Origin of the sequence: Pseudomonas sp. AM14(2022), assembly GCF_036346455.1 — a bacterium.
Classification (GTDB): Bacteria; Pseudomonadota; Gammaproteobacteria; order Pseudomonadales; family Pseudomonadaceae; genus Aquipseudomonas; species Aquipseudomonas putida_A.
Genome location: NZ_JAOTNY010000014.1, coordinates 32690 through 56162, shown reverse-complemented (window position 1 = coordinate 56162; position 23473 = coordinate 32690). Strand labels below are relative to the sequence as shown.

Below are 23473 nucleotides of genomic sequence, written 5' to 3'. Positions count from 1 at the left end.
GGCCTCATGATTTGTTGTCATTTTTTAATATTGAGGTACGACCTCGTGAGTCGTGCCTGCGGATACTTATGCAGGGGCCATACCCAATGCAAGATCCAGAGTGTGAGCGAGCGTTAAACGGTGGCACGTACGTACCTTAATGTCGCATCTGTATAACTTTTGACGCATTTGACCGTTTGCGGGTGGTTTTTACGGTGCAAACGAAGCCCCAAAACGGTGCGCCGGTCACGTTGTGCGCGCCGCCTTGGGGCCCGGTGTTACTTATTTATACCCACGCCGTAGAAGGGCGTAAGGCCAAACGGACTGATCTTGAAGTCGGTCACTTCCTTGCGCAGTGGCTGGAACACCGTGGAGTTGGCGATCGGGGTGATCGGCACCTGCTGTTTAAGGATCAGTTGCGCCTGTTGATACAGTTTTACCCGTTGCGCCTTGTCGGTGGTCACCTTGGCCTGCTGCACCAGTTTGTCGTAGGCCGGGTCGCACCACTTGGCGTAGTTGCTGCCCTTAACCGCGGCGCAGCTGTAGAGCACGCCGAGCCAGTTGTCCGGGTCGCCGTTGTCACCCGTCCAACCATAGATCATCGCGTCGTGTTCGCCATTTTTTGCACGCTTGATGTACTCGCCCCATTCGTAGCTGACGATGTTGGCCTTGATGCCGATTTTCTCCCAATCCTGCTGGATCATCTGGGCCGACATGCGTGCATTCGGGTTTGAGGCGCGCTGCACCGTCATCGCCCACAGGTTGATGGTGGTACCCGGCGCAACCCCGGCTTCCTTGAGTAGCGCCTTGGCCTTCACCGGGTCGTACGGCGCGTCCTTGATGTTCGGATCATACGACCATTGCGCCGGCGGCAAGGCGTTCTGCGCCAGTTGGCCGGCACTCTGGTAAACCGCTTTGATGATCGCCGGTTTGTCGATGGCCATGTCCAGTGCCTGACGGACCTTGAGCTGGTCCAATGGCGGGTGAGTGGTGTTGTAGGCGAGGAAGCCGAGGTTGAAACCGGGCTGCTTGAGCACGCGCAGATTCGGGTCTTGTTGCATCACTTCGATGTCGGCCGGGCGCGGGTAGCCGCTGACCTGGCATTCGCCGGCCTTGAGTTTCTGCAGGCGTACGGCGGCGTCGGGGGTGATCGAGAAGATCAGGTTGTCGATCTTCACGTCTTCCGGTTTCCAGTAGGTCGGGTTGGCGGCGTAGCGGATCTGCGAATCTTTCTGGTAGCGCTTGAATACGAACGGGCCGGTGCCCACCGGTTTCTGGTTGAGGTCGGCGGCTTTGCCTTCCTTTAGCAGTTGCGCGGCGTATTCGGCCGATTGCACCGAGGCGAAGCTCATGGCGAGGTTTTGCACGAACGCGGCGTCGACGTTGTTCAGGTTGAAGCGCACGGTCTGATCGTCGATTTTTTCTACCGATTTGATCGTGGTGTTCAGGCCCATGTCGGTGAAGTACGGGGACTCGGCGGGGTAGGCCTTGCGAAAGGCGTTGTCGGGGTCGAGCAGGCGCTGGAAGGTGAACAGTACGTCGTCGGCGTTGAAGTCGCGGGTCGGGGTGAAATATTCCGTTGTGTGGAATTTCACGCCTTGCCGTAGGTGGAAGGTGTACTGGAGGCCGTCCGGGCTTACGTCCCAGTTGGTTGCCAGGCCGGGTTCGATGTCGGTGCCGCCGCGCTGGAATTGGGTGAGGCGGTTGAAGACGGTTTCGGCTGAGGCGTCGAAGTCGGTGCCACTGGTGTATTGGCTGGGGTCGAAGCCGGCGGGGCTGGCTTCGGAGCAGTAGACCAGGGTTGTTGCTGCGTTTGCGATTGGGGTTATGGCGGTTAGTGCGAGGGTGATTAGTAGTGGTTTTAGGGTGAATCTTTCCATGGAGTCCCCGGGATTTGGAGGTGGTTGTTTTTTCAGGTTAGCGGGGATTTGGGTGTGTTCGGAAATATCGTTTTTCCTGTTGGGGTGTCTATCTCGGTATATCTGGGGCTTTTGGGTGCATATCCGTTGCTGCGGTAACGGCGGCTTGGGGTTCCGCCCTTACGGCGGGTCACTTTTTCCAGACGCCGAAAAAGTAACCAAAAAGGCTTGCTCCTGCGTTCGGCCCGCTCGCTGGGGCTCGGGGTGCCTTCGCTGCGGGATCGATCCGGGCGCAGCGCCTCCGGTTTGCTTCGCTGCACCTCCTCTCGCTGTGTTTGGCTTCGCCAAACGGTCGCTGCGCTCCCACCCCCGGATCAATCCCTCCACTCAGCCTTCCGACGTCGCCCGTGGATCAAGATCAAAAGCGGTACTCGAGCTAACGCTCATCGTGTGAGTGGTGAAAAGCGGGTGCGGCGACTGGCTAAGTGATGGCGGCCTGACAGCCGACCAATCTCTAACTGCCTGCACGCCATCCACTGTGGGAGCGGGCTTGCTCGCGAAGAGGCCCGTCCAGTCACCTGATAAAATTGGCTTGTTTAAAGTCGTTTCAAATAACCAGAACCTTCCCACAAGGTTTTCAGGTTGTCCCTCGGACGTCAGCTCTCTAGCCTTGAACTGTCGCTGAAAACTCAGCGACCGGGTGTGAGAACCCGCAGGAACTGTTAATCCACAATCAGTACCACCATAATTGCCGCCAGCATTTCTGCTGCTGCAATGTTCTATGGCGGCTGTGTGCGGGCGGGCTTCGGTCCGGCCGGGCTTGTTCCTACCGGTTTCTCACCCCGCACATTGCTGCCACCACTCCGCCGCGTGAGAAACGGCGAGTGAATGGCTATTGACCAGGAACGCTAACAATGACTAAGCCAGTCCCAGATCCACCGCTCGAACCCACAACCCCACTCGCCGAAGCCCTCCAAGCCGAAGACCTCGCAAAAAACCGCGAAGCGATCAAACGTGCCCTCGATTTCTACCTAAGCCCCGAAGCTACAAAACCGCGCCCCCCGAGTTCGATGTTCCTCGTCCATCCGGGCATCGACACGGAAAGCCTGCTGGCGCATGCCTGTGAATCCCTCGCCTCGGCCAACACCATGGCCAGTGATTTCGCCGATCAGCTCAGTCGCCCGCAGCGCAACACGGCGCTGGCGATTCAGCAGATCATCATGCTCGCTGAGCTGGCGGTGAATCGGGCGCTGGATCGGGTTGATCCGTAGACCTGAGACCGCGTTATCGTTCATCGCGAGCAGGCTCACTCCTACAGGGGAACGCATTCCAAATTGTAGGAGTGAGCCTGCTCGCGATGGCGGCGGAACATTCACCACAAAATCCAGGCACAAAAAATCGGCGATCATTCACTGATCGCCGGTTTGTCATTCAGCCTACATCAATTCACTGCATCAGCACTTCGATCGAGCCATCGGCGGTCAGGCTGACCTGGCTGGTGCCGGCTTCAACTTCTGGCGTGACCGGTGCCGAATCCGCCATGCCGGCGGCTTTCATCATCATCGGGGCGCGCATGTACGGTTGTGGGTAGCCGTTGCTGTTGAGGTTCAGGTTGACGATTTTGTAGCCCTTGCCGCCCAGTGCGTCAGTGGCCAATTGCGCGCGGGCCTTGAAGGCGCTGACGGCTTCTTTCAGCAACTTGTCCTCGCTGGCCTTGCGGGTCGGCTCGGCGATGGCGAAGTCCATGCCGCCCATTTTCAGGTCGGTCAGCAGTTCGCCGGTGAGTTTGGACAGGGCGGCGAAGTCGGCGCTTTCCAGGCGCAGTTCGGCGCGTTCACGCCAGCCGGTGATCTTCTGGCCTTTGGTGTCGTAGATCGGGTAGCTGTTGCGGCTGCCCTGGCGCAGGGTGATGTCTTTGACTTGCTTGGCCTGTGCGAGTGCCTTGTTCATGGTGGTGCTGACGTCCGCGGCGAGTTTGGCCGGGTCGGTGTTTTGCGCTTCGGTGTAGAGCGTCACGATCATCAGGTCGCGGGCCACTTCCTGGCTGACTTCGGCGCGCAGGGAAATCTGGTTGTAGTGCAGCTCATCGGCGGCCAGCGCCGGAAGGCTGGCGATGCTGCCGACGGTCAGGGCGAGAAGGGCGGCGCTGCGGCGAAAGGTGTGCATGAAGGCTCCTTGAATAATGCGCAGGTGTTGGTTCGTCCCTGCGTGAAACCATCAGACTCTAGCTTCTGCGATCCGGTTCGCCCAGTTACAACTTCTATACAGATGCAGCGGGCCGCTGCGCGGCCATTCGCGAGCAGGCTCGCTCCCACTTTTGAAATGCATTCCTCTGTGGGAGCGAGCGTGCTCGCGAAGGCGCCCTTATAGCCGCCGAAAATGTTTTCGCCATGTGGTCATTTGCCGCACTTTCGCCTCTCAAAGGCGCGGCTTGGTTATACTCCGTGCGATCCGCCTGGAGCGCTCATCAGGAGAGCTCATGCTCGCCCCCGTACAACTGACTTCCGCCACTCGCCAGAACCTCTGGCGGCTGACTTTCATTCGCACCCTGGTGCTCGCCGCGCAGGCCGGTTCCGTCGGCCTGGCCTACTGGCTGCAACTGCTGCCGTTGCCGTGGGTGCAACTGGCGATGACCCTCGGCTGCTCGATTCTGCTGTGCGTGTTCACCGCCGTGCGCCTGCGCACTTCATGGCCGGTGACTGAACTCGAATATGCCCTGCAACTGGCCTGTGATCTGGTGATCCACAGTGCGTTGCTGTATTTCTCCGGCGGTTCGACCAACCCGTTCGTTTCCTACTATCTGGTGCCGCTGACCATCGCGGCGGTGACGCTGCCGTGGCGTTATTCGGTGATTCTGTCGGGTATCGCGCTGGCGCTGTACACCGTGATGCTCACGCGTTTCTACCCGTTGGAAACTCTGCCGGTGGCCCGCGAGAACCTGCAGATCTACGGCATGTGGCTGAGCTTCGCGCTGGCTGCTGCGGTGATCACGTTTTTCGCCGCGCGCATGGCTGAAGAGCTGCGCCGTCAGGAAGAATTGCGCGCGATTCGCCGCGAAGAAGGCTTGCGCGATCAGCAATTGCTCGCCGTCGCCACTCAGGCGGCCGGCGCCGCGCATGAACTCGGCACGCCGCTGGCGACCATGAGCGTGCTGCTCAAGGAGATGCAGCAGGATCACCCCGACGCGATGCTGCAAGACGATCTGAAGGTGCTGCAGGATCAGGTCAAACTGTGCAAAGAAACCCTGCAGCAACTGGTGCGCGCCGCCGAAGCCAACCGTCGTATGGCCGTGGAGATGCAGGACGTCACCCAATGGCTCGACGAAGCGCTGAACCGCTGGCACCTGATGCGTCCGGAAGCCAGTTACCGTTTCCAGCGTCTCGGCCAAGGCACCGTGCCGCGCATGGCGCCGCCGCCGGACCTGACCCAGGCGCTGCTCAATCTGCTGAACAACGCCGCCGACGCCTGCCCGGAAAACCTTCAGGTGACGCTGGACTGGGACGCGGAAACCGTGACCATCAGCATTCGTGACCACGGCGCCGGTGTGCCGCTGGCCATTGCCGAGCAGATCGGCAAACCGTTTTTTACCACCAAGGGCAAAGGTTTCGGCCTGGGCCTGTTTTTGAGCAAGGCCAGCGTGACACGCGCCGGCGGCTCAGTGAAACTCTATAGTCATGAGGAAGGCGGCACGCTCACCGAGCTGCGCCTGCCCCACGGCGCCCGAGGAGACCAACATGAGTGACGAAATCCAAGTCGAAGGCGAAGAACTGCCGCATTTGCTGCTGGTCGACGACGACGCAACGTTCACCCGAGTAATGGCCCGTGCCATGGCTCGTCGTGGCTTTCGCGTCAGCACCGCAGGTTCCGCCGAAGAAGGCCTGACCATCGCCCAGGCCGACCTACCGGACTACGCCGCGCTGGACCTGAAAATGGACGGCGACTCTGGCCTGGTGCTGCTGCCCAAGCTGCTGGAGCTGGATCCGGAAATGCGCGTGGTGATCCTCACCGGTTATTCGAGCATTGCCACGGCGGTCGAAGCGATCAAGCGCGGCGCCTGCAACTACCTGTGCAAACCGGCCGACGCCGATGACGTACTGGCCGCGCTGCTCTCCGAGCACGCCGACCTCGACAGCCTGGTGCCGGAAAACCCGATGTCGGTTGACCGTCTGCAATGGGAGCACATCCAGCGTGTGCTGACCGAGCATGAAGGCAACATTTCCGCCACTGCCCGCGCCCTGGGCATGCACCGCCGCACCCTGCAGCGCAAACTGCAGAAGCGCCCGGTTCGTCGTTGAAAGGTTTTCTGGCCAAATGAGCTGGATTGAATGAAACAGGCGCTACCCTGCATTCGGGTAGCGCCTGGGTTCAAGCTACGACCGTGAAGAACATTTTTGGCGATGAGTATTTTTTTCCACCCAGAGTCGCTTCGCATTGCGCGTAGAGATCCAGCCCCAACCAGCTTTTCACGGTAGCTTTTGATACCGGGAGAATGAGCTCGTTGTTTTTACCGCCTTTCTGTTCGGATTTCTTTTCGGAGGCATATCCGATCCAGGCAAGATGGATATCAACCTTGGGGTTATCGGAACTGAATTTGACTGTAATCCCCGAATCACTCACCTCACTGATAGACAGTTTGCCATTCTTGATCGAATCGCTGGTTGGAGCATTAAGCGGGTTTTCTACTTTGTTCATGACCAATTCCTTTCGTTGTCAGAGGGGTAACCTGCTCTCCTGATTCACAGCGAATTCCTTGCAGGAGGCCAGCCCAGTTGATCAGCCTGAATAGCCCCCCTCTACTGTCAACTCTGACAGTCCCGATGAACGGTACGTGCGCTCGCTGCGATACTGAAACCCCTGCAAATCTGAACAATCCCTGAATGAGCCAGTCCCACTCTGGCGATGAAACGAACCGATCAACTATGATCGGTGCGTGTCTGTTCTTTTCTTTATCGAGCCTTTTCCATGAATCAGAACGCTGAATATTCCGCGGTCAACGATGCTGTGCGCGGGCAGTTTTTTCGCAAGGTGTGGGCGATCATCACGCCCTACTGGCGCAGTGAAGAGAAGGGCAAGGCCTGGACGCTGCTGATCGCGGTGATCGCACTCTCGCTGCTGAGCGTGGGCATCTCGGTGTGGTTCAACACCTGGTACAAGGATTTCTACAACGCGCTGCAAAAGAAAGATGAGGCGGCGTTCTGGCGCTTGATTCTGTATTTCTGCGGGATTGCAGCGGTGGCGATTGTCGGTGCCGTGTACCGGCTGTATCTGACCCAGATGCTGACGATTCGCTGGCGGGCGTGGCTCACCGAAAAGCATTTTTCCCGTTGGCTTGCCGACAAGAATTACTACCAGCTGGAGCAGGGCGGTTACACCGATAACCCGGACCAGCGGATTTCCGAAGACCTCAATAACTTCACCTCCAACACCCTTGAACTGGGGATCGGCCTGCTGCGCAATATCGTCAGCCTGGTGTCGTTCTCGATCATTTTGTGGGGCGTGTCGGGCAGCATCGAAGTCTATGGCATCACCATTCCCGGCTACATGTTCTGGTGCGTGCTGGTCTACGCCGTGGTGGGCAGCTGGCTGACTCATTTGATCGGTCGTCGCCTGATCGGCCTGAATAACCAACAACAACGCTTCGAAGCCGACCTGCGTTTTTCCATGGTGCGGATTCGCGAGAATGCCGAAAGCATCGCGTTGTATAACGGCGAACCGAATGAGAACCGTCGCTTGAGCAACCGTTTCGGCATGGTCTGGCATAACTTCTGGGACATCATGAAAGTGTCCAAGCGCCTGACATTTTTCACTGCCGGTTACAGCCAGGCTGCGATCATTTTCCCGTTTATCGTTGCGTCGCCGCGTTACCTCGCCGGCAAGATCGAACTGGGTGAGCTGATGCAGATCAGCTCGGCATTCGGCAACGTCCAGGAGAGTTTCAGCTGGTTTATCAGTGCGTATCAGAGCCTCGCGTCCTGGCGCGCCACCTGTGATCGTCTGCTGAGTTTCCGTCAGGCCATGACCGATAACGAACAGCGTACGCCGGCCATCGATGTGCAGAATCAGGGCAGCGAACTCAAAGTGCACAATCTCGGTCTGGACTTGGCTGATGGTCGTCACCTGCTGACCAATGCCGACATGACGGTGGAGCCGGGCGAGCGGGTGATGCTCAGCGGCCGATCCGGCAGCGGCAAGTCGACGTTGCTGCGGGCGATGGGACACCTGTGGCCGGCGGGGCACGGCAACATCCGGCTGCCAGCGGCGCGCTACCTGTTCCTGCCGCAGAAACCGTATCTGCCGATCGGCACCTTGCGCGAGGCCTTGAGTTATCCACAACCGGGCGATACCTACGCGACGGAACGTTACGCGCAGGTGCTGGAGACTTGCCGTCTGCCGCATCTGGTTGCGCGTCTGGACGAAGCCAATCACTGGCAGCGCATGCTGTCGCCGGGTGAGCAGCAACGCCTGGCTTTCGCCCGCGCCATGCTTTACGCACCGCAATGGCTGTACATGGACGAAGCGACCTCGGCGATGGATGAAGAGGATGAGGCAACGTTGTATCAGGCGCTGATCGATCAGTTGCCGGGCCTGAGCATCGTCAGCGTCGGCCACCGCAGCAGCCTGAAACGCTTCCACCCTAGACATGTACGGATCGACAGCGGGCATCTGGTGGAGCAGGCCGTGACCGCTTGATCACCACAACCCCCGTGGGAGCGGGCTTGCTCGCGAAGGCGTCCATTCAGTCGACAAATCGGTTGCCTGACACACCGCCTTCGCGAGCAAGCCCGCTCCCACATGGGGTATTGTGAGGCGGGATGTGATCGTACAACCCGCCTGCGCTATGATGCCCACCAAGCCGAATTTTCGAGACCAGACGTTGACCATGGAAAACCCGATCGACACTCCACGCCTCCCACGCAAGCGCCGCAGCCTGGCTCAGGAGCTGGTGACGGTGCTGACCGAGCAGATCCGCGACGGTCTGCTCAAGCGCGGCGACAAATTGCCCACCGAGTCGGCGATCATGCAGGAGCATGGCGTCAGCCGCACCGTGGTGCGCGAGGCGATCTCCCGTTTGCAGGCCGCCGGCCAGGTGGAAACCCGCCACGGCATCGGCACCTTCGTGCTCGACACGCCGAGCCCCAGCGGTTTTCGCATCGACCCGGCCACGGTCGTCACCCTGCGTGACGTGCTGGCGATTCTCGAATTGCGCATCAGCCTGGAAGTGGAGTCCGCCGGCCTCGCCGCGCAACGCCGCAGTCCCGAACAACTGGCGACCATGCGCGCCGCCCTCGATGCGCTGAACGACAGCGTCGCCCACGCCAGCGATGCGGTGGCCTCGGACTTCGCCTTCCACCTGGAAATCGCCCTGTCCACCGGCAACCGCTACTTCACCGACATCATGACCCACCTGGGTACCAGCATCATCCCGCGTACGCGGCTGAATTCGGCGCGTCTGGCCCATGATGATCAGCAGCACTACATGAACCGCCTGAGCCGCGAGCACGAGGAAATCTACGATGCGATTGCCCGTCAGGATTCCGATGCGGCGCGAGCGGCAATGCGCCTGCACTTGACCAACAGCCGCGAAAGACTGCGCCAGGCCCATGAAGAGGCGCAGGCGCAGCGGGGATGAGTTTGCAGGTTTGATTCATGTGTTGATTGATCTCCCGCTTTCGCGAGCAAGCCCGCTCCCACCCTGGATTTTCGGTAAGCCCGGACTTTGAGTGCAGCCGAGATCCATTGTGGGAGCGGGCTTGCTCGCGAAGGGGCCGGTGACTTCAGCGCGGCAATATCGAGCGGTCCACCCTCACTGCCAGTTGCGTTTTCCCCGGCCTGGCAGTAAACGCCACCAAACCGTCCTCATCCACAACTCCCCGCGCAATCGGCTTGCCATCCGCCAGCAACTCCAGCGGTGCACCCTGCAGCGACTGCCCCGATGCCAGTTCCAGTTTCAATCTGATCGTCATGCTCATTCTCCTTGATTGACGTTGCCCGTCGGGTGGTAGTCCTTGAGCAGCAGGTAGGTGCTCCAGCCCCACCAGTCATCGATGGTGGCGGTGTCGTTGAGGTTGTTCACGTCTTTGCGCCGCAGCACCTTGCCGCCCTCGACGCGGAACAGCGGCGCGAAGTTATTCGAAAGATTCAGCACCGCCGTCAGATCCGGCAGGCGTTGCAGCGCGGCAAATGTCGAAGGGGCGGGCACGTTGCCGCTGAGGTAGGCAGCAAAGATTTCGTCCGCTGAAGCTTGCACCGCCAGATTGACCTGGGTGCGGTTGTCCGCATCGCTGGCCTCGAAGTAGCGTTTGTCGCCGTAGGCGCGCCATTGATCGCCATGGGCGTTGCGCACTTTGAGGCCAAATTTGCTGTCCTCGTCGTGCATGAAACGGGTCACCAGCGAGCCGAGATCGCTCGGCGTGACCACCGCCGCCATCTCTTTGCGCGGTACCCGCAGATGGCCGGCAGAGAACAGGTCGGTGAGGAAGTGGTCGGCAAACGCGTTCATCGCATAGGCCCGTTTCAGTTGCTGCTCATCGTGACTGGCGCGGGCCGCGACTGCGGTTTGCAGGGCGGCGGTGTGGCCGGCGATGTAGGCCAGTCTGGCCCATTCGCCGAAGTGGTCGGCGTTGTTCGCCGCCAGTTTCAGATAACGCCCGAGCGGGAACAGCGCGGAGACAAAACTGCCGCCACCGGTGATCTTGTTCCACTCTTCGGACAACGTATCTCCGAGCGCGTCGTAGGCTTCGTGCGGTGCTTTGCCGTCCTTGATCGCCTGCTTAACCGCGTCGATCTCTTTTTGCATGACCGCGAGAATCTGCGTGGCCTCGGCGCGGGAGGCCGGGAGCACGGCGAGAGAATCGAAGGCGGCATTGAAACGGTTCAGGCGATCAGCCGGGGTCGCGCCTTCGTTGATCGGTCGATCGACCACGCCGTAGAAATCTCCAGCCAGCGCCACCACCTGGCCGTAGGTCAGCGCTAGACCGTTGGGCAAGTGCAAGGGCAGGTTTTGCGCGCGAACCGGCTCGACGTTTTCGCTGAAGCGCAGCAGGGTGTTGTCGCCGATGGCCGTGTGTTCAGCGCCTTCAAAGCGCAGTGGCGGTCGAATGTTCAACGCTTTGCCGGGGAGGGCGGTGGCCGGTTCGACATCGCTGTGGGCGTCGGCGATGTGCAGCAGCAGATGCGGATTGTCAGCGTTGAAGGGGATGCCATTTACGGTGAAGAGATCATCGAACCGGGCGATGACCGGTTTGGGGCGTTCCTGTGGTTTTACATGCAGTCCGGACATTTCTGGCTCCTTGATATGTCGTCGGTGGATTTATTTTTAACTGTATGGATATACAGTTAAATCGAGCCTAGACCAGATTTTTCCTACGTCAAGAACGAATCTTGTCCGACAAAAAGTGTGAGGCGACGATGAAATGCAGTTGACGGTTATCTTTTAAGTTGTACGATGACCTACAACTTCAGCGCTGGCTGAACCATAAAACTCACAAAAAAATGTTGCTACCCAGGGTGTTCGAAAAATGAATCCACAAGAACTGAAGTCCATCCTCTCCGCCGGTCTGCTGTCGTTCCCGGTCACCGATTTCAATGCCCAGGGCGATTTCAACCGCGCTGGCTACATCAAACGTCTGGAATGGCTGGCCCCGTACGGCGCGTCGGCACTGTTCGCCGCCGGCGGCACCGGTGAGTTCTTCTCCTTGGCAGCCAGCGAATACTCGGAAATCATCAAGACCGCGGTCGATACCTGTGCCACCAGCGTGCCGATTCTGGCCGGTGTCGGCGGCTCGACCCGTCAAGCCATCGAGTACGCCCAGGAAGCCGAGCGTCTGGGCGCCAAAGGTCTGTTGCTGCTGCCGCATTACCTGACCGAAGCCAGCCAGGACGGCGTTGCCGCCCACGTTGAAGCGGTGTGCAAATCGGTGAACATCGGCGTGGTGGTCTACAACCGCAACGTCTGCCGCCTGACCGCGCCACTGCTGGAACGTCTGGCCGAGCGTTGTCCGAACCTGATCGGCTACAAGGACGGTCTGGGCGATATCGAGTTGATGGTGTCGATCCGTCGCCGCCTCGGTGATCGCTTCAGCTACCTCGGCGGCCTGCCGACCGCTGAAGTCTATGCCGCTGCCTACAAGGCGCTGGGCGTGCCTGTTTACTCGTCGGCGGTGTTCAACTTCATCCCGAAAACCGCGATGGATTTCTACCACGCGATTGCTCGCGAAGATCACGCCACCGTCGGCAAGATCATCGACGACTTCTTCCTGCCGTACCTCGACATCCGCAACCGCAAAGCCGGTTATGCCGTGAGCATCGTCAAGGCAGGCGCCAAGATCGCCGGCTATGACGCAGGCCCGGTGCGGGCGCCGCTGACCGACCTGACCGGCGAAGAGTACGAAATGCTCGCTGCGCTGATCGACAAGCAAGGCGCGCAATAAACACCGACCCACAAGGCCGCTGAGCAATCAGCGGCTTTTGCGTAGAGAGGAGAATTTTCTGTGGCTGATTCCAAGCGTTACGACAACTACATCAACGGTGAATGGGTCGCCGGTGCCGACTACTCGGCCAACATCAACCCGTCCGAGTTGAGCGACACCATCGGCGATTACGCCAAGGCTGACCTGACTCAGGTTCACGCCGCCATCGATGCGGCCCGCGCCGCGTTCCCGGCGTGGTCGACTTCGGGCATCCAGGCCCGTCACGATGCGCTGGATAAAGTCGGCACGGAAATCCTCGCCCGTCGCGAAGAACTAGGCACCCTGCTGGCCCGGGAAGAGGGCAAGACCCTGCCCGAAGCCATCGGCGAAGTGACCCGCGCCGGCAATATTTTCAAGTTTTTCGCCGGTGAATGCCTGCGTCTGTCCGGCGATTACGTGCCGTCGGTGCGCCCGGGCGTCAACGTTGAAGTGACCCGCGAAGCCCTCGGCGTGGTCGGTCTGATCACCCCGTGGAACTTCCCGATTGCGATCCCGGCATGGAAGATTGCTCCGGCGCTGGCCTACGGCAACTGCGTGGTGCTGAAACCTGCGGATCTGGTGCCGGGTTGTGCCTGGGCGCTGGCGGAAATCATCTCCCGTGCAGGCTTCCCGGCCGGCGTGTTCAACCTGGTGATGGGCAGCGGTCGAGTGGTCGGCGAAGCGCTGGTCAACAGCCCGAAAGTCGATGGCATCAGCTTCACCGGTTCGGTCGGCGTCGGTCGGCAGATCGCTGTTAATTGCGTGTCGCGCCAGGCCAAGGTGCAGCTGGAAATGGGCGGCAAGAACCCGCAGATCATTCTCGACGACGCCGACCTCAAACAAGCGGTCGAGCTCTCGGTGCAGAGCGCGTTCTATTCCACCGGCCAGCGTTGCACGGCGTCGAGCCGCTTGATCGTCACCGCCGGGATTCATGACAAGTTCGTCGAGGCCATGGCCGAGCGCATGCAGTCGATCAAGGTCGGCCACGCGCTGAAATCCGGCACCGACATCGGTCCGGTGGTTTCCCAGGCGCAGCTGGAACAGGACATGAAGTACATCGACATCGGCCAGTCCGAAGGTGCACGTCTGGTCAGCGGCGGTGGTCTGGTGACCTGCGACACCGAAGGCTACTTCCTCGCGCCAACGCTGTTTGCCGACAGCGAAGCGTCGATGCGCATCAGCCGTGAAGAGATCTTCGGCCCGGTGGCCAACGTCGTTCGCGTGGCCGATTACGAGGCGGCGCTGGCGATGGCCAACGACACCGAGTTCGGTCTGTCGGCTGGTATCGCCACCACGTCGCTGAAGTACGCCAACCACTTCAAGCGTCATTCGCAGGCCGGGATGGTGATGGTCAACCTGCCGACCGCTGGTGTCGATTACCACGTTCCGTTCGGTGGCCGTAAGGGTTCATCCTATGGCTCACGTGAGCAAGGGCGCTATGCACAAGAGTTCTACACAGTCGTGAAGACCGCCTACATCGGTTCCTGAAGGAGCACGCGGTGTCGACCCCGACACCGCCCCCCTGTAGGAGCTGCCGAAGGCTGCGATCTTTTGATCTTGATTCTCTGGCGTCACTGACGACGCCGAAGATCAAAAGATCGCAGCCTGCGGCAGCTCCTACAGGGAATACATACAGATTCACCCGCGCATAAAAATAATCAGTGGGAGTACATCTACATGCAATCGTCCAAGCCGACTCACGTCCGCTATTTGATCCTGCTCATGCTGTTTCTGGTGACCACGATCAACTACGCCGACCGCGCGACCATCGCCATCGCCGGTTCCAGCCTGCAAAAAGACCTCGGCATCGACGCGGTCACCCTCGGCTACATCTTCTCCGCTTTCGGTTGGGCCTATGTTGCCGGGCAGATTCCCGGTGGCTGGCTGCTCGATCGCTTCGGCTCGAAAAAAGTCTATGCCCTGAGCATTTTCACCTGGTCGCTGTTCACCGTGCTGCAAGGCTTTGTCGGTGAATTCGGCATGTCCACGGCGATCGTTGCGCTGTTCATGCTGCGCTTTCTGGTGGGCCTGGCCGAGGCGCCATCGTTCCCCGGTAACGCGCGGATTGTCGCGGCCTGGTTCCCGACTGCAGAACGCGGTACCGCCTCGGCGATCTTCAACTCGGCGCAATATTTCGCCACCGTGCTGTTTGCACCGCTGATGGGCTGGATCGTGTATCGCTTCGGCTGGGAGCACGTGTTCATCGTCATGGGCATCCTCGGTATCATCTTCTCGCTGGTCTGGCTCAAGGTTATCCACAGCCCGCGTCAACATCCGCTGGCCAACGAAGCCGAAGTGCAGTTCATCGCCGACAACGGCGGCATGGTCGACATGGACGTCAAGCAAGGCAAAAAATCCGACGGTCCGAAGTGGGATTACATCCGTCAGTTGCTGACCAACCGCATGATGCTCGGTGTATATCTGGGTCAGTACTGCATCAACGGCATCACCTATTTCTTCCTGACCTGGTTCCCGGTGTACCTGGTGCAGGAGCGCGGCATGACTATTCTCAAAGCCGGTTTCATTGCCTCGTTGCCGGCGATCTGCGGTTTCATCGGTGGTGTGCTTGGCGGGGTGATTTCCGATTACTTGCTGCGCAAAGGGCATTCGCTGACCTTCGCCCGCAAGGCACCGATCATCGCCGGATTGCTGGTGTCGAGCAGCATCGTCGCTTGCAACTATGTCGATGTTGAATGGATGGTGGTCGGCTTCATGGCCTTGGCATTCTTCGGCAAAGGCGTGGGCGCGTTGGGCTGGGCGGTGGTGTCCGACACTTCGCCAAAACAGATCGCCGGTCTGAGCGGTGGCCTGTTCAACACCTTTGGCAACATCGCCTCGATTACCACGCCGATCGTGATTGGCTACATCATCAGCTCCACCGGTTCGTTCAAGTGGGCGCTAGTGTTCGTCGGTGCCAACGCACTGGTCGCGGTGTTCAGCTACCTGGTGATCGTCGGCCCGATCAAACGTGTGGTGCTCAAAGAGCCGCCAACCAACGGTGGTTCTGAAATCACCGGCAAATTGTCTCAAGCGCATTCCTGAGGAGCGGCGTCATGCAGTTGATTGAACATTCCGACTCGCCGCGCTACATCCGCCTGCACGAGCGGGACAACGTAGTGATTGTGGTCAACGACCAAGGCGTACCGGCCGGCACCGAGTTCCCGGACGGTCTGGTGACCGTGGACTTTGTGCCGCAGAGCCACAAGGTCACCCTCGAGGACATTCCCGAGGGCGGCCAGGTGATTCGCTACGGCCAGACCATCGGCTACGCGTTGCAGCCGATCCCGCGTGGCAGCTGGGTCAAGGAAGATCAACTGCGCATGCCGACCGCGCCGCCGCTGGACAGCCTGCCGCTGTCCACCGAAGTGCCGGCCGCGCAGGCCCCGCTGGAAGGCTTCACGTTCGAGGGTTATCGCAACGCCGACGGCACCGTCGGTACGCGCAATATTCTCGGGATCACCACCACAGTGCAGTGCGTGACTGGCGTGCTCGATCACGCGGTGAAACGCATCAAGGACGAGTTGCTGCCGAAGTATCCGCACGTCGATGACGTGGTGGCGCTGACCCACAGTTACGGCTGCGGCGTGGCGATCACCGCCACTGACGCCTATATACCGATCCGCACCGTGCGCAACCTGGCGCGCAACCCGAACCTGGGTGGCGAAGCGCTGGTGATCAGTCTGGGCTGCGAGAAATTGCAGGCCGGGCAGGTGATGCACGAGGACGATGCCTCGGTCGATCTCAGCGAGCCATGGCTGTATCGCCTGCAGGATTCCAGTCACGGTTTCACCGAGATGATCGAGCAGATCATGGCGCTGGCCGAAGTCCGTTTGAAGAAGCTCGACCAGCGCCGCCGCGAAACCGTGCCGGCCTCCGAGCTGATCCTCGGCATGCAGTGCGGCGGCAGCGATGCGTTCTCCGGCATCACCGCCAACCCGGCGCTGGGTTATGCCTCGGACTTGCTGCTGCGCGCAGGGGCGACGGTGATGTTTTCCGAAGTCACCGAAGTGCGCGATGCGATTTATCTGCTGACTTCCCGTGCCGAAACCAAAACCGTGGCGCAGGAACTGGTGCGTGAGATGGACTGGTACGACCGCTATCTGGCCAAGGGCGAAGCGGATCGCAGTGCCAACACTACGCCGGGCAACAAGAAGGGTGGGTTGTCGAACATTGTCGAGAAGTCGCTGGGTTCGATCGTCAAATCCGGTAGCAGCGCGATCAATGGCGTGCTCGGCCCGGGCGAGCGTTTCAAGCAGAAGGGTTTGATTTTCTGCGCCACGCCGGCGAGTGATTTTGTCTGCGGCACCTTGCAGTTGGCCGCGGGGATGAACCTGCATGTGTTCACCACCGGGCGGGGTACGCCGTATGGTTTGGCGATGGCGCCGGTGGTCAAGGTTTCGACGCGTACGGAATTGGCGCAGCGCTGGCCGGACCTGATCGACATCGATGCCGGTCGGATCGCCACCGGGCGCGCGACCATCGAGGAGCTGGGCTGGGAGTTGTTCCACTACTACCTGGATGTGGCGAGCGGCAAGCAGCAGACGTGGGCGGAGAAGCACAAGCTGCATAACGACATCACCCTGTTCAATCCGGCGCCGATTACCTGATACCGCGTCATCGTTCTTCGCGAGCAGGCTCGCTCCCACATTTGAAATGCATTCCCCTGTGGGAGCGAGCCTGCTCGCGAAAGCGATCCAACAGACGCCAAAGGATCGGGTGGCTTATCATTAAGCCCTGACGACGCTCACCCAAAGGCTCCCCCGGCATGCTGGCAATCTTCCTCGAAACCCTGAACATCACCGCGCCGGTGTTCGCCATGCTGTTCCTCGGGGTGTTGCTCAAGCGCATCGACTGGATCAACGACAACTTCATCCACACCGCCTCGGCGCTGGTGTTCAACGTCAGCATGCCGGCGCTGCTGTTTCTCGGGATTCTGCATGCGGATCTGCACGCCGCACTGCAACCGGCGCTGCTGATCTATTTTGCGATCGCGACGCTGGTGAGTTTTGCCCTGGCCTGGGGCTGGGCGATCATCAAGTGCCCGCGTGAGGATCGCGGCATCTACACCCAGGGTGCGTTTCGCGGCAACAACGGGGTGATCGGTCTGGCGCTGGCGGCGAGCATGTACGGCGACTACGGGATTTCCCTCGGGGCGATTCTCGCGGCGCTGGTGATCCTGTTTTACAACACGCTGTCGACCATCGTGCTCGCGGTGTACAGCCCGGTGATCAAGTCCGATCCGTGGAGCATTTGCAAAAGCGTGTTCAGCAACCCGCTGATCATCAGCGTGATTGCCGCCGCGCCGTTCGCGTATTTCCAGATCAGCCTGCCCGGCTGGCTGGAAACCTCCGGGCAGTATCTGGCGCAAACCACTTTGCCGCTGGCGCTGATCTGCATTGGTGGCACGCTGTCACTGGCGGCGCTGCGCAAGAGCGGCAGCATGGCGCTGAGTTCGAGTCTGGTGAAGATGATCGGCCTGCCGGTGCTGGCGACGCTGGGGGCGTGGTTGTGGGGCTTTCGTGGCGCAGAGCTGGGGATTCTGTTTCTGTACTTCGGCAGCCCGACGGCGGCGGCCAGTTTCGTCATGGCCCGAGCGGCGCAGGGCAATCATGAGCTGGCGGCAGCGATCATTGTGTTGACCACGCTGATGGCGGCGGTGACCACCAATATCGGGATCTTTCTGTTGCAGTGGGGTGGGTGGATCTGACTGACAGATCTTCAGTGGCTGACAGGGCCTCTTCGCGAGCAGGCTCGCTCTCACAGGGAAATGCATTCCCAATGTGGGAGCGAGCCTGCTCGCGAAGGCGTCAGTTCGATCACTCAGGTTTCTGATAGGTATCGATCACTTCCTGCGCCGCGCGAAACGCATCAATCGCCGCCGGCACCCCGGCGTACACCGCGCAATGCAGCAGCGCCTCGCGAATCTCTTCGACCGTGCAGCCATTGTTCAGCGCGCCACGCACGTGGCCCTTCAATTCCTGCGGGCACTTCAATGCGGTCAGCGCTGCAAGGGTAATCAGGCTGCGGGTTTTCAGCGGCAGACCTTCGCGATTCCACACCCCGCCCCAGGCGTGTTCATTGACGAAATCCTGCAACGGCTGAGTGAACTCGGTGGCGTTGCCCAAGGCGCGATCAACGAACGCATCACCCATTACCTGACGGCGGATTTCAACCCCGGTTTTCTGCGAAACGGTCATGGCATATCCCTCTTGTGGTGTTGGCGGCGCCAGGCGCGTACGGACGTGAACAACAGAAACGCCAGCAGCGTCGGCAGCACGTAGAACAGCATCAGTTTTTCCAGTTTGCCGGCCAGTGGCATGCCGGTGGTGAACGACACCACGTGCAGCCCGTAAGCCGCGTACAAACCGAGCAACAACAAACCTTCGGCGCGGGTCACGCGGTAGCCGGAATAGAACACTGGCAGGCACAAAGCGGCGACGCCGAGCATCACCGGCAAGTCGAAATCCAGCGCGTTGGGCGAGACCGACAACGGCGTCGGCGCAATCAACGCAGTGACCCCGAGCACCCCGAGCAGGTTGAACAGGTTGGCGCCAATCACGTTGCCCACGGCGATATCGCGTTGCCCGCGCAATGCGGCGATCAGCGAGGTGGCGAGTTCCGGCAGCGAGGTGCCGACCGCAACCACCGTCAGACCGATCACCCGTTCGGAGAAGCCCAGATCGGTCGCCACCGCCACCGCTGCGCCGAGCAGCAAATGCCCGGCGAACACCAACAGCGCCAGGCCGACAACGATCATCAGCAGACTGCTGAACCACGGTGCCTGCGGGGCTTGCGGCAATTCCGAATGCGGGCGCGCCGAGTGCCGCGACTGGCGCAGCAGCAAGCCCAGATACAACGCCAATGCCGCGAGCAGCAGCACGCCGTCGAAGCGGCCGATCTGTTCATTCCAGGCGAGGACGAACACCAGCAGGCTGGCGCCGATCATCAGCGGAATGTCCAAGCGCACCAGTTGCCGCGACACCCGCAGCGGAATGATCAGCGCCGACAGGCCGAGGGTCACGAGGATGTTGAAGATGCTGCTGCCGATCACGCTGCCGACGGCAATGTCGGGGTTGTGCGCCAGGGTCGCTTGCAAGCTGACCGCCATCTGTGGGGCGCTGCTGCCGAGGGCGACGATGGTCAGGCCGATGATCAGCGGCCGCACATGCAGGCGCGCGGCCAGACGCACCGCGGCGCGCACCATCAGTTCGGCGCCGAGGATCAGCAGGATCAGGCCGCTGAGCAGCTCGATCACCTTGATCAGTGGTAGGTCGGCTAGAGCAAAAATAGTCAGTCGCTCCATCAGTCGTCGAGGGCCTGTATGCGCACCCGTGCGGTGCCGCTACCGAGCATGCCGAGGCGTTCGGCGGCTTCACGCGAGACATCGATCAAGCGGCCACGGGTGTGCGGGCCGCGATCGTTGATGCGCACAACGCAGGATTTGTCGTTTTTCAGGTTGGTGACCTTCACCCGTGTGCCGAATGGCAATTGGCGGTGGGCGGCGGTCAGGGAATGCTGGTTGAACGGTTCGCCACTGGCGGTGCGTTTACCGTGGTGCTTGGCACCGTAATAGGAGGCGACGCCGGTCTGGTCGTACCCGTGCGGGTCGATGATGTCGTTGCTGGCGCAACCGGCGAGCAAGGAGAGCAGGGCGCAGGCGCCGAGCAGACGTTTCATTCGAAAGCTCCCAAAATAATTGTGGCGAGGGAGCTTGCTCCCGCTCGGCCGCGAAGCGGTCGCAAAACCGGCAACCGTATTCTTTTTGGAAGAGTGCGGTTGCCGACTTGGGTCTGCTGCGCAGACCAGCGGGAGCAAGCTCCCTCGCCACAGGGGATCAGAGCCAGTAATAAATGCTGGCTCCATTGTGGTCAGCCTTCGAGCTTGCTTTTCAGCAGTTCGTTCACTTGCTGCGGGTTGGCTTTGCCTTTCGAAGCCTTCATGGCCTGACCGACGAAGAAGCCGAACATCTTGCCGCGTTTGGCTTCGTCTGCCGCACGGTATTGTTCGACCTGCTCGGCGTTGGCCGCGAGCATTTCGTCCAGCACCGCGGAGATCGCGCCGCTGTCGGTCACTTGCTTGAGGCCGCGCTTGTCGATGATCTCGTCCGCGGTGCCTTCGCCATTGGCCATCGCTTCGAACACCACTTTGGCGATCTTGCCGGAGATGGTGTTGTCCTTGATGCGCTGCAGCATGCCGCCCAACAGTTCAGCGGAAACCGGCGATTCGTCGATGTCCAGGCCTTGCTTGTTGAGCAGGCTGCCCAACTCGACCATCACCCAGTTCGCCGCCAGTTTGGCGTCGCCACCAATGGCTGCGACCTTCTCGAAGTAGTCCGCTTGCTCACGGCTGGTAGCCAGCACGTTGGCGTCGTAGGCCGACAGACCGAACTGGCTCTGGAAGCGCTCGCGTTTTTGCGGTGGCAGTTCCGGCAGGGTGGCGCGCACCTCGCCGAGGAACGACTCTTCGATGACTACTGGCAGCAGGTCCGGGTCGGGGAAGTAACGATAGTCGTTGGCTTCCTCTTTGGAGCGCATCGGACGGGTCTCGTCCTTGTTCGGATCGTACAGACGGGTCTGCTGGATCACTTTGCCGCCGTCTTCGATCAGCTCGATCTGCCGCTGGATCTCGGAGTTGATGGCCTTCTCGATGAAACGGAACGAGTTGACGTTCTTGATCTCGCAGCGGGTGCCGAACTCGACCTGGCCTTTCGGCCGTACCGAGACGTTGCAGTCGCAACGCAGCGAGCCTTCGGCCATGTTGCCGTCACAGATGCCCAGATAACGTACCAACGCGTGGATCGCCTTGACGTAAGCCACGGCTTCCTTGGCGCTGCGCATGTCCGGCTCGGAAACGATTTCCAGCAGCGGCGTGCCGGCACGGTTCAGGTCAATGCCGGTGGCACCGTTGAATTCTTCGTGCAGGCTCTTGCCGGCGTCTTCTTCCAGGTGCGCGCGGGTGATGCCGACACGTTTGACGGTGCCGTCTTCCAGCGCGATGTCCAGGTGGCCCTTGCCGACGATCGGCAATTCCATCTGGCTGATCTGGTAGCCCTTCGGCAGGTCCGGGTAGAAGTAGTTTTTGCGGGCGAACACGTTGTGCTGACCGATCTCGGCGTCAATCGCCAGACCGAACATCACCGCCATGCGCACCGCTTCCTGGTTCAGCACCGGCAACACGCCGGGCATGCCCAGGTCGATCAGGCTGGCCTGGGTGTTCGGCTCGGAGCCGAACTGGGTGGAACTACCGGAAAAGATTTTCGACCGGGTAGTGAGCTGAGTGTGAATCTCCAGCCCGATCACGACTTCCCATTGCATGTGTGTCTCCTCAGAAGCCGGTTGGGGTGCGGGTGTGCCAGTCAGTGTTCAACTGATACTGGTGCGCAACGTTGAGCAAACGGCCTTCCTGGAAATACGGCGCAAGCAACTGCACGCCCACCGGCAGACCGTCGACAAAACCGGCCGGCATCGACAGGCCCGGCAGGCCCGCGAGGTTGGCGGTGATGGTGTAGACGTCTTCCAGATAGGCAGCGACCGGGTCGCTGTTCTTCGCGCCGAGCTTCCAGGCCGGGTTCGGCGTGGTCGGGCCGAGGATGATGTCGACTTCATTAAAGGCCGCCATGAAGTCGTTCTTCACCAGACGACGGATCTTCTGCGCTTTCAGGTAGTAGGCGTCGTAGTAACCAGCGGACAGCGCGTAGGCGCCGACCATGATCCGGCGCTGCACTTCCGGCCCGAAGCCTTCGCCACGCGAGCGTTTGTACAGGTCGATCAGGTTTTCCGGGTTCTCGCAGCGATGGCCGAAGCGCACGCCGTCGAAACGCGACAGGTTCGAGGAGGCCTCGGCTGGCGCGATCACGTAGTACGCAGGAATCGCGTGCTGCATGTTCGGCAGGCTGATTTCCTTGATCACGGCACCGAGCTTCTGCAGCTCTTTGATGCTGTTCTGGATCAGCTCGGCGATGCGCGGGTCGAGACCGGCGCTGAAGTATTCCTTCGGCACGCCGATGCGCAGGCCCTGCAGCGAAGTGTTGAGGCTGGCGGAGTAATCCGGAACCGGCTCATCGATGCTGGTTGAGTCGTTCTGGTCGAACCCGGCCATACCTTGCAACAAAATCGCGCAGTCTTCGGCCGTACGCGCCAACGGGCCACCCTGATCGAGGCTGGAGGCGTAAGCGATCATGCCCCAGCGCGAAACACGACCGTACGTCGGTTTCAGGCCTGTGAGGTTGGTGAATGCAGCGGGCTGACGGATCGAACCACCGGTATCGGTGGCCGTGGCCGCCGGCAACAGACGAGCGGCAACCGCCGCCGCCGAACCACCGGACGAACCGCCCGGCACGTGTTCCAGGTTCCACGGGTTTTTCACCGCGCCGTACCAGCTCGACTCGTTGGCCGAACCCATGGCGAATTCGTCCATGTTGGTCTTGCCCAGGGTCACGGCGCCGGCAGCGGCCAGTTTCGCGACCACGGTGGCGTCGTACGGGGCCTTGAAGTTGTCGAGCATCTTCGAACCGCAGCTGGTGCGGATGCCTTGAGTGCAGAACAGGTCCTTGTGGGCGATCGGCGCACCGAGCAGGGCGCCGCTCTCACCGTTGGCCCGGCGTGCATCGGCGGCTTTCGCCTGCTCGAGTGCCAGCTCTTCGGTGAGGCTGATGAAACTGTTGAGCTGCGGATCGAGCTGGGTAATTCGCGCCAGCAGGACTTTGGTCAGCTCTTCGGAGGAAAATTTTTTATCGGCGAGACCGCGGGCGATCTCGGCCAGAGTCATTTGATGCATTGCAGGCTCTTTCCCTTTAGTCGATGACTTTCGGAACCAGATACAGGCCGTTTTCGACCGCTGGTGCGATGGACTGATAGGCCTCGCGGTGATTGGTCTCGGTCACGACGTCGGCGCGCAGGCGCTGACTGGCTTCCAGCGGGTGGGCCAAAGGCTCGATACCGTCGGTATCGACGGCCTGCATTTCGTCGACCAGCCCGAGAATGCTGTTGAGGGCGGAAGTAATGTGCGGAAGATCGGCATCATTCAGGCCAAGGCAGGCCAGATGTGCGATTTTTTCCACGTCGGAGCGTTCTAGCGCCATCGGGATTCTCCAGTGGAAAACAGAACGGACGGCGTCCGTGTGTTAGATTGTCGGAACACTACCGCACTTCTACGGTCATAAGGCCGCGATTGTGGGGCTTGGTGCAC

The 23473-nt window shown here is 60.5% G+C and carries 21 protein-coding genes; 10 read left to right on the top strand and 11 right to left on the bottom strand.

Annotated elements, in window-relative coordinates; translation table 11 throughout:
- Positions 1-257: 257 nt before the first annotated feature.
- Entirely contained in the window at positions 258-1859 is a 1602-nt protein-coding gene (locus V3W27_RS23385) for an ABC transporter substrate-binding protein (RefSeq protein ID WP_330207655.1), read from the bottom strand.
- An 893-nt stretch (positions 1860-2752) separates the two neighbouring features.
- On the opposite strand from V3W27_RS23385, the gene V3W27_RS23380 reads away from it, so the two are divergent.
- Positions 2753-3109: a DUF6124 family protein gene (locus tag V3W27_RS23380; protein ID WP_330207654.1), complete on the top strand. Its 357-nt coding sequence runs from the start codon at positions 2753-2755 to the stop codon at positions 3107-3109.
- Positions 3110-3284: 175 nt separating this feature from the next.
- Here V3W27_RS23380 and V3W27_RS23375 read toward each other — a convergent pair whose 3' ends face one another.
- On the bottom strand, positions 3285-4004 hold the full coding sequence (locus tag V3W27_RS23375) for an SIMPL domain-containing protein (RefSeq protein ID WP_027610819.1): 720 nt from the start codon (positions 4002-4004) through the stop codon (positions 3285-3287).
- Between the two features lie 313 nt (positions 4005-4317).
- Between V3W27_RS23375 and V3W27_RS23370 the strand changes: the two genes are divergently transcribed.
- Positions 4318-5580 (top strand): ATP-binding protein, encoded by a 1263-nt coding sequence (locus V3W27_RS23370; protein WP_027610820.1) that lies wholly within the window; start codon positions 4318-4320, stop codon positions 5578-5580.
- Positions 5573-6133, top strand: coding sequence for a response regulator transcription factor (locus V3W27_RS23365; protein WP_003221630.1), 561 nt, complete (start codon positions 5573-5575; stop codon positions 6131-6133). The genes V3W27_RS23370 and V3W27_RS23365 overlap by 8 nt, the downstream gene beginning before the upstream one ends.
- Before the next feature lie 70 nt (positions 6134-6203).
- On the opposite strand, the gene V3W27_RS23360 is transcribed toward V3W27_RS23365, so the two are convergent.
- Entirely contained in the window at positions 6204-6530 is a 327-nt protein-coding gene (locus V3W27_RS23360) for a hypothetical protein (protein ID WP_247267920.1), read from the bottom strand.
- A 270-nt stretch (positions 6531-6800) separates the two neighbouring features.
- On the opposite strand from V3W27_RS23360, the gene V3W27_RS23355 reads away from it, so the two are divergent.
- On the top strand, positions 6801-8528 hold the full coding sequence (locus tag V3W27_RS23355; RefSeq protein ID WP_330207653.1) for an ABC transporter ATP-binding protein/permease: 1728 nt from the start codon (positions 6801-6803) through the stop codon (positions 8526-8528).
- 190 nt (positions 8529-8718) lie between these two features.
- Positions 8719-9468: a FadR/GntR family transcriptional regulator gene (locus V3W27_RS23345; RefSeq protein ID WP_178085273.1), complete on the top strand. Its 750-nt coding sequence runs from the start codon at positions 8719-8721 to the stop codon at positions 9466-9468.
- Positions 9469-9613: 145 nt separating this feature from the next.
- On the opposite strand, the gene V3W27_RS23340 is transcribed toward V3W27_RS23345, so the two are convergent.
- Both V3W27_RS23340 and V3W27_RS23335 read right to left on the bottom strand, forming a co-directional pair.
- Positions 9614-9802 carry a hypothetical protein gene (locus tag V3W27_RS23340; protein WP_330207652.1) on the bottom strand — a complete coding sequence of 63 codons (189 nt, stop codon included), beginning with the start codon at positions 9800-9802 and terminating at the stop codon, positions 9614-9616.
- 2 nt (positions 9803-9804) lie between these two features.
- Positions 9805-11118 (bottom strand): phospholipase, encoded by a 1314-nt coding sequence (locus V3W27_RS23335; RefSeq protein WP_330207651.1) that lies wholly within the window; start codon positions 11116-11118, stop codon positions 9805-9807.
- A gap of 238 nt (positions 11119-11356) precedes the next feature.
- Between V3W27_RS23335 and kdgD the strand changes: the two genes are divergently transcribed.
- From kdgD to V3W27_RS23310, 5 genes are all read left to right on the top strand, one after another.
- Positions 11357-12268 carry a 5-dehydro-4-deoxyglucarate dehydratase gene (kdgD, locus tag V3W27_RS23330; protein WP_007981458.1) on the top strand — a complete coding sequence of 304 codons (912 nt, stop codon included), beginning with the start codon at positions 11357-11359 and terminating at the stop codon, positions 12266-12268.
- A gap of 60 nt (positions 12269-12328) precedes the next feature.
- Positions 12329-13774, top strand: coding sequence for an aldehyde dehydrogenase family protein (locus V3W27_RS23325; protein ID WP_096795340.1), 1446 nt, complete (start codon positions 12329-12331; stop codon positions 13772-13774).
- A 189-nt stretch (positions 13775-13963) separates the two neighbouring features.
- A complete protein-coding gene (locus tag V3W27_RS23320) occupies positions 13964-15328 on the top strand; it encodes an MFS transporter (protein WP_027610828.1) in 1365 nt (454 codons plus the stop codon).
- 11 nt (positions 15329-15339) lie between these two features.
- Complete coding sequence (gene garD, locus V3W27_RS23315; RefSeq protein WP_027610829.1) at positions 15340-16893, top strand: galactarate dehydratase; 1554 nt, start codon at positions 15340-15342, stop codon at positions 16891-16893.
- Between the two features lie 158 nt (positions 16894-17051).
- Positions 17052-17993: an AEC family transporter gene (locus V3W27_RS23310; RefSeq protein ID WP_134785438.1), complete on the top strand. Its 942-nt coding sequence runs from the start codon at positions 17052-17054 to the stop codon at positions 17991-17993.
- A gap of 109 nt (positions 17994-18102) precedes the next feature.
- Here the strand turns inward: V3W27_RS23310 and V3W27_RS23305 are convergent, their stop codons facing one another.
- From V3W27_RS23305 to gatC, 6 genes are all read right to left on the bottom strand, one after another.
- Positions 18103-18483 (bottom strand): carboxymuconolactone decarboxylase family protein, encoded by a 381-nt coding sequence (locus V3W27_RS23305; RefSeq protein ID WP_330207650.1) that lies wholly within the window; start codon positions 18481-18483, stop codon positions 18103-18105.
- Entirely contained in the window at positions 18480-19541 is a 1062-nt protein-coding gene (locus tag V3W27_RS23300; RefSeq protein ID WP_330207693.1) for a calcium/sodium antiporter, read from the bottom strand. Before V3W27_RS23300 ends, V3W27_RS23305 begins: the two co-directional genes overlap by 4 nt.
- Before the next feature lie 47 nt (positions 19542-19588).
- Entirely contained in the window at positions 19589-19963 is a 375-nt protein-coding gene (locus V3W27_RS23295; protein WP_007966094.1) for a septal ring lytic transglycosylase RlpA family protein, read from the bottom strand.
- A gap of 191 nt (positions 19964-20154) precedes the next feature.
- The gene (gene gatB, locus V3W27_RS23290; protein ID WP_007961565.1) at positions 20155-21600 is read right to left on the bottom strand and encodes an Asp-tRNA(Asn)/Glu-tRNA(Gln) amidotransferase subunit GatB; all 1446 of its coding nucleotides are present in this window, start codon (positions 21598-21600) and stop codon (positions 20155-20157) included.
- 10 nt (positions 21601-21610) lie between these two features.
- The gene (gene gatA, locus V3W27_RS23285) at positions 21611-23062 is read right to left on the bottom strand and encodes an Asp-tRNA(Asn)/Glu-tRNA(Gln) amidotransferase subunit GatA (RefSeq protein ID WP_097090387.1); all 1452 of its coding nucleotides are present in this window, start codon (positions 23060-23062) and stop codon (positions 21611-21613) included.
- Between the two features lie 16 nt (positions 23063-23078).
- Complete coding sequence (gatC, locus tag V3W27_RS23280; protein ID WP_003221657.1) at positions 23079-23366, bottom strand: Asp-tRNA(Asn)/Glu-tRNA(Gln) amidotransferase subunit GatC; 288 nt, start codon at positions 23364-23366, stop codon at positions 23079-23081.
- Positions 23367-23473 lie beyond the last annotated feature (107 nt).